The 6,000-nt window shown below is 37.7% G+C and carries 7 protein-coding genes, 1 other RNA gene and 1 pseudogene; all 9 read right to left on the bottom strand.

The genetic code is table 11. The features are described from left to right. Positions 1-180: 180 nt before the first annotated feature. The 9 genes and pseudogenes from HMPREF2542_RS03185 to HMPREF2542_RS10105 all read right to left on the bottom strand — a co-directional run bounded on the left by HMPREF2542_RS03185 (position 181) and on the right by HMPREF2542_RS10105 (position 5,781). On the bottom strand, positions 181-1,530 hold the full coding sequence (locus HMPREF2542_RS03185) for a glucose-6-phosphate isomerase (RefSeq protein ID WP_003071028.1): 1,350 nt from the start codon (positions 1,528-1,530) through the stop codon (positions 181-183). Between the two features lie 89 nt (positions 1,531-1,619). After that, entirely contained in the window at positions 1,620-2,381 is a 762-nt protein-coding gene (locus HMPREF2542_RS03180; protein ID WP_058670057.1) for a ferredoxin reductase domain-containing protein, read from the bottom strand. A gap of 24 nt (positions 2,382-2,405) precedes the next feature. Beyond that, on the bottom strand, positions 2,406-2,753 hold the full coding sequence (locus tag HMPREF2542_RS03175) for a hypothetical protein (RefSeq protein WP_058670056.1): 348 nt from the start codon (positions 2,751-2,753) through the stop codon (positions 2,406-2,408). A 126-nt stretch (positions 2,754-2,879) separates the two neighbouring features. Beyond that, positions 2,880-3,446 (bottom strand): TetR/AcrR family transcriptional regulator, encoded by a 567-nt coding sequence (locus tag HMPREF2542_RS03170; RefSeq protein ID WP_006269728.1) that lies wholly within the window; start codon positions 3,444-3,446, stop codon positions 2,880-2,882. A gap of 284 nt (positions 3,447-3,730) precedes the next feature. After that, positions 3,731-3,817: signal recognition particle sRNA small type (gene ffs, locus HMPREF2542_RS03165), an RNA gene on the bottom strand. Positions 3,818-3,819: 2 nt separating this feature from the next. Further along, positions 3,820-4,447 (bottom strand): annotated as a pseudogene (locus HMPREF2542_RS03160) (hypothetical protein). Then, positions 4,396-4,866 carry a tRNA adenosine(34) deaminase TadA gene (gene tadA / locus HMPREF2542_RS03155; RefSeq protein WP_006269700.1) on the bottom strand — a complete coding sequence of 157 codons (471 nt, stop codon included), beginning with the start codon at positions 4,864-4,866 and terminating at the stop codon, positions 4,396-4,398. The pseudogene HMPREF2542_RS03160 and the gene tadA overlap by 52 nt, the downstream one beginning before the upstream one ends. 11 nt (positions 4,867-4,877) lie before the next feature. Beyond that, positions 4,878-5,477: a restriction endonuclease gene (locus HMPREF2542_RS03150; protein WP_058670055.1), complete on the bottom strand. Its 600-nt coding sequence runs from the start codon at positions 5,475-5,477 to the stop codon at positions 4,878-4,880. A gap of 145 nt (positions 5,478-5,622) precedes the next feature. Then, the gene (locus tag HMPREF2542_RS10105) at positions 5,623-5,781 is read right to left on the bottom strand and encodes a hypothetical protein (protein WP_227743457.1); all 159 of its coding nucleotides are present in this window, start codon (positions 5,779-5,781) and stop codon (positions 5,623-5,625) included. Positions 5,782-6,000 lie beyond the last annotated feature (219 nt).

Raw genomic sequence — 6,000 nt, 5'->3', positions numbered from 1 at the left:
CAGAACTCAAAATTAAAAATTTTAAGTTCGTAGTCCCACCCCCGCAAAGATGATTAGGAACTCTTGCGAGCTTGAACAGCAAAGAAAGAGTCCAATCAGCTACTGCGTCATTTGTTTATCACGAAACTCTTTCAGAAGTTGGAAACTTTTGTCCCAGCCTCTCCGTCACTCATTTACAAATTACAAACGAGCGTTTAATTCTTTGCTCAATTCTTCAAATCCTGGTTTTCCAAGAAGAGCAAACATATTTTTCTTATAAGCTTCTACGCCCGGTTGGTCAAATGGGTTAATCGCATTCAAGTAACCAGAAAGAGCGATAGCCAGCTCAAAGAAATAAATGGTGTAACCGAGAGTAAAGGCATCTTGCTCAGGAAGCGTTACATACATATTTGGCACGTCACCGTCAGTATGAGCCAGAAGCACACCATCTGTCGCTTTCTTGTTAACGAAGTCAACGTCTTTTCCTTGGAGGTAGCCAAGTCCATCTAAGTCTTCTGCCAATTCAGGAATCGTCACGTTCTTGCGTGGTTTGTCCACACGTACAACTGTTTCAAACATAATACGCGCACCTTCTTGGATAAATTGTCCAAGAGAGTGAAGATCTGTCGAGAAGTTGGCAGATGTTGGATAAATACCTTTTTGGTCTTTCCCTTCTGACTCGCCAGCTAATTGTTTCCACCATTCTGAGAAGTATTGAAGTGATGGCTCATAGTTAACCAAAATTTCAGTTGCATAACCTTTGCGATAAAGGATGTTACGAAGAGCTGCGTATTGATAAGCTTCGTTTTCTGCAATCTTGTCTGAAGTGTAATCCTTACGAGCAGCATTGGCACCTTCCATAAGGGCTTTAATGTCAGCGCCTGATGCAGCGATTGGAAGCAATCCAACTGCTGTCAATACTGAGAAGCGTCCACCAATGTCATCTGGAACCACAAATGTTTCCCAACCGTTAGCATCTGCTTCAACCTTAACAGCACCTTTTTGACGGTCAGTTGTCGCATAGATACGTTTGTTAGCTTCTTCTTGACCGTATTTATTAATCAAGAGTTCTTTGAAGACACGGAATGCGATGGCAGGTTCTGTCGTTGTCCCTGATTTAGAAATTACGTTGACTGAGAAATCTTTATCCGAAACGTATTCCACCAAGTCTGCAAGATAAGTAGATGAGATAGAGTTTCCTGCATATAGAATTTGAGGAGCTTTGCGTTCTTCTTTGGTTTGCAAGTTCGCAAAATGATTGTTCAAGAAATCAATCGCTGCTTTTGCTCCAAGGTATGAACCACCAATCCCAATCACCACCAAAACATCGCTGTTTGATTTGATTTGTTCTGCTGCTTTCAAAATACGAGCAAATTCTTCTTTATCATAGTTTTCTGGAAGGTCAAGCCAACCACGGAAGTCACTTCCTGCACCAGTTCCTTTGCGCAATAGTTCATCTGCTGCAGAAACTTGCGTTTGCATATAGTCCACTTCATGTGGTGCAACAAATTTTCCAAGAACGTTTGAGTAATTAAATTGAATATGTGTCATTATAGTCCTCCAATTTTTCTTCCCTACTATGATACCGCTTTACCGCTTTTTTATCAAGCAATTTTCTTGACTAAAACGTTTCCAATTTGTTATTTTAATCCCCTAAAAGAATCTAACTTAATCTGTTTGCTATCAATCCCCTTGTCTTCAAGAAATTTTTTCATCACTTCTGTATCATCAGGACGACCAGCCAAGAGATAAATTGCTTTGTTGCCATACTGTTCTGCTGCTTGCTTCAGTCTTTTTTTACTTTGAGAAAGGTTGGCACTTTTGCTATCATCCAAGTTACTATATTTTTGAGCTATTTGAGACAATTTTTTATCAAAAACCAAGACACCTTTGTCCAAGTGGCTGAGAACAATGGAACGTTTACCAGCCCACTCTTTGACAATAGGCTTCATGGCTGCAATACCGACATCAGATGCAAAGCAAACAAGGGGTTCCTTGTCGTTTGCAACTGATAGATTAGAGGTTAACCAACTCATCTCAACTTTACTACCTGCTGGCAAGCTGGTTAAGGTTTTCTTATAAAGACTGCCGTTATTGTGCGTCAGAATGAGGATCTCATTGTCATCAGGATTGGAGGCGATGGTCAGCCAGCGACTCTTTTGTCCGCTCTCTTTAATATTAGGTAAGGCAATCTTAGCATAAGAACCGGCCTTCCAAGTCATATTTTTAGGTTTTGTCAGATGAATGAGGTGAATATCGTCGCTAGGATTTTCAATACATTTAACCGATAAAGATTGACTGTCTCCAAAATAGACAATCGCACCCCAAATAATGAGACATCCAAGAAGGCCCACAGCAAGGATTGATACAGTAATCATTAACATTTTAGAATGTCCTTTCATGATTTCTCCTTAAAACTTTGATTTTTATTTCCAAAATTTAAATGATATCCATAGTGCTAGCGCAATAGTCCCAATGAAGCTTATTGACATCACAATAAAATCCATATTAGGCAGACTGTAAATGTAAGCCATAACAGCTACTGCCGCCAACCAAATTCCTACAATTTGATAGATAAATGATAATCGAGGCACCATACAGAGACCTATTGCAAGCAAAATCAGACCACCAGTCGCAAATGACATAAAATCAGGTTTTGCTAGATTAACAGACACTTTGGTAGTTCCCCAAATAATCACTAAAATACCGATTACTGCTAGGCTAAGACCACTAATGGTTAATCCGTTCATTTGTTTTCCTCCGTTCGTATTCATGCTTTTCCTCCTTTTATTTTAAAATTTGAGTGACTACGTAATAATCAATTCATAAAAAAATCTTGAATGAACAAATAATTATATTCATTCATTTTTGTTTAAAAAATAAAGAATCGCAATCCTTTATTAAAAAAGTCCTTTGACAAAGTAAGTCGCCAAGGTTTCAATGGTTTGACTGATATGAGGGAAATCCTCTTCAGTGATATGGGTATCCATATAGTAGAAAAGCTGATAAACCTGCAGCACTTCTTGGATTTTTTCTTGAGAATAGCCTTCTGCCAGCATACGATTGGTAAAGGTTTCCACTAAAAACTGATGAAATGGATTCGCGTCCTTGCCTTTTTCCGAAGAATAATAGCTATGCAGCTCATCAGAAATAGCCGGGTTATACCATTCTGCCAGAATTTTACTGGACGAAACGAGATTTCGCGACTGACTAAAAATCTGCCCGACGAGTTCGACCGCATCTCCTTGCCAATCAATATCGTCTCTCATTGCTTGACGCACACGGTTATTTTCATCAATATAAACATCCAGAAAAATGGCTTCCTTGGAGTCATAATAGTTGTAAAAAGAACCAACCGCCATGCCAGCTTGCTTGGCAATCTCAGAAATTCCTGTTGCCTTATAACCTTTTCTTGAAAAAATGACATAGGCAGCAGATTTTAATCTTTGTTTTTTATCTTGCGACATGATGAACTCCTTCCTAAGTAGCGTACAATAGCAGGATGTGAATGAATCTAAAATATTATTCATTCACATTATAGAGCATTATCAGTTTTTTGTCAATAGTGTCCTTAAAAAGAAACTTTAGAAAGATTCTAATTATTTGTTGACTCCAATCCTCAGTAATCACAGTCACATACTTGACTTATAGGCAATGGGCTATGTAAATAGCTAAAATATTAATAAGTTTGTTCCTGCTTAAACTACATCATTTGACTATACTAAACTTCGTTCTCTAATCCCATTCTTCAAAATAAAAAGAGCACACAATTCACACTCGCTTAGGGCTGCTGGATTCCTCCCCTGACCCGCTTCACGCAGAATTGTTGCTCCATAAACATTATAACATAAAATATCTGAACTGCAAAGTTAGAATTTTTTCTTTTTTTAGAAAAGAGATGGCGAACAGACAAACTACTAACCCTATCAAAGCCGGCTGAATAATTGTCAAACCAGCCTGTCCGCTGTCTACGTAGGACCAAATGATTTTTAAAAAAGCTGTTACAACCAAAATAAGCCCCACCATTTTCCAACTATGCAACCAGGTGGCACGAATCAGCAAAATAAAAAAACTGAGTACAAGAAAAGCAAAGAATAAATTTTCCCCCGTCAAACCAGCCTGTAAAAACTCCCGTTCATAAGTTAAAAATTCTTTAACCAAGGGAAGCGTTGTCCGAGGAACAGGCAACCAAATCATACTGGTAAATAGAGCTAGAATACTGACAAATATACCAAGTATTTGTCGCCGATAAGAAAAAATAAAATTGGAAGGAGTAAAATAGGATGGGTGTGCCAGCTTAACTGGTTTTGGTGGCATTTAAAAGCCAAGCTTGAAAATCCAAATTCAGCACTAACAAGCTGATAAAAAAGGCTGCCAGCCCAAGTAAGAAAGCTGAAATAAGGCATTGCTTTTGTTTTATCTTTTTTTTCTTCTTTGTCTGAAAAATTCCTGCATGATTGCCGCACATTCTACCTCCAAAATCCCAGTTTCAAGTTCAACTCGGTGATTAAGACGTTCATCCGTTAGAATGTCATAAAGACTGCCTGCTGCGCCGAATTTTGGATTCTTTGCACCGTAGATAACCTGTGGAATGCGAGCCAGACCAATAGCACCACTGCACATCACACAAGGTTCAATAGTAACAAAAAGGGTCGTATCCAGCAGACGCCAGCTATGCTCATGCTGATTGGCTTCCTCAATCGCCATCACTTCCGCATGCATAATCGCTCGTTGCAATTCCTCACGTGCATTATGTCCACGACCGATAATCTTCCCGTCCTTGACAATAACACAACCAATCGGAATTTCATCATTAGCAAGCGCAATCTCTGCTTCTTTCAAAGCCTCCCGCATAAAAAATTCTTTTTCTTCAACTGTATAGTTCATCTTTTAACCGTCTAATCCTCTGTATGATAAAAATCTCCTAATTCATAAGTCATGACTTCCCTGACATGAAGTTTATATTTGGCAACTAGATCCGCAATATCCTCGCTATTGATTAAAGTAATGACTCTAGTCCCTTGACGAGCTGCTTCAGTGGCACTTCTTGAAAAATCAGAAGTTGTAATAAAAATACCATATTCTGCATTGTATTTATCCATTGCACCACGGAATTTATCAATCTCCGGAGAAGGAACTTTGTTTTCCCAATGCTTTGCTTGGATAGCTACACGATTGGTTCTGAAGTCATCTGTACTAGTAATATAGCCAAAACCATCTAAACCACCATCATTAGTATAACTAACCCCAATTTTTTCATCTAGTTTGACACCCATCTCCTTGACTAGACCACGAGCAAAAGTTTCAAATTTTTGTGGTGACATAGATTTTAAAGCTCTTGTCAACTCAACTCTCCAATTTTCTTTTGAGTCATCTAGTGAATGTTTTAGTTCCTTTTCAAAGGATAACTTGAAGAATTGTTTTGACTTCTTCTCATTTTTCCAAAATTGAATGGCTTTCTGTTGAATATCGCTAGCAAAATGCTCATCTAGTTTCACTTTTCTACCTAATTCTGTCAATTCAAAAGTCGATTGCTTGGGTTTAGAAAGATAGCCCGTGGTAAGTAAACTTTTGGCTGAAAAATTAAAAGTGTAATCACTAGGTTTATAAATTTTTCCACTTTTTTAAGACACTTTTTCTTCCTCAAAAAAATTTCTCCTCTATCGTATTTTCTCCCTTTTTAATAGCATCTAGCAACTCTCGTTTGGTTGCATAGCCACCTAGCTTTTTTAAATTCCTGATAATTTCACTTATCATTATTTTTTCCTGCTCTTTATTAGATAAATCTGTAAAGTTCATCATTTATCTCCTTTGTTCTTCATTTATTATATCATGTTATAAACCTGAAAATATAAAAAAAGCCACCTTTCGATGGCTTTCAGGAGATTATTATGAAAAAGTTTAGGATTTCTATCAAATAAAGTTAGGAGGTCTTCATCTGATGATTTTAGTATAACCCAGCCAGCTTAAAATTAACTTAAGAGAGAATCATTATTTAAACTTTTTTATTGCGCCAATAAA

It is taken from the genome of Streptococcus sp. HMSC034B05, from assembly GCF_001809055.1.
Taxonomy (GTDB): Bacteria; Bacillota; Bacilli; order Lactobacillales; family Streptococcaceae; genus Streptococcus; species Streptococcus constellatus.
The sequence above is the reverse complement of the archived record's forward strand: the minus strand, read 5'-3'. Positions and strand labels throughout refer to the sequence as shown.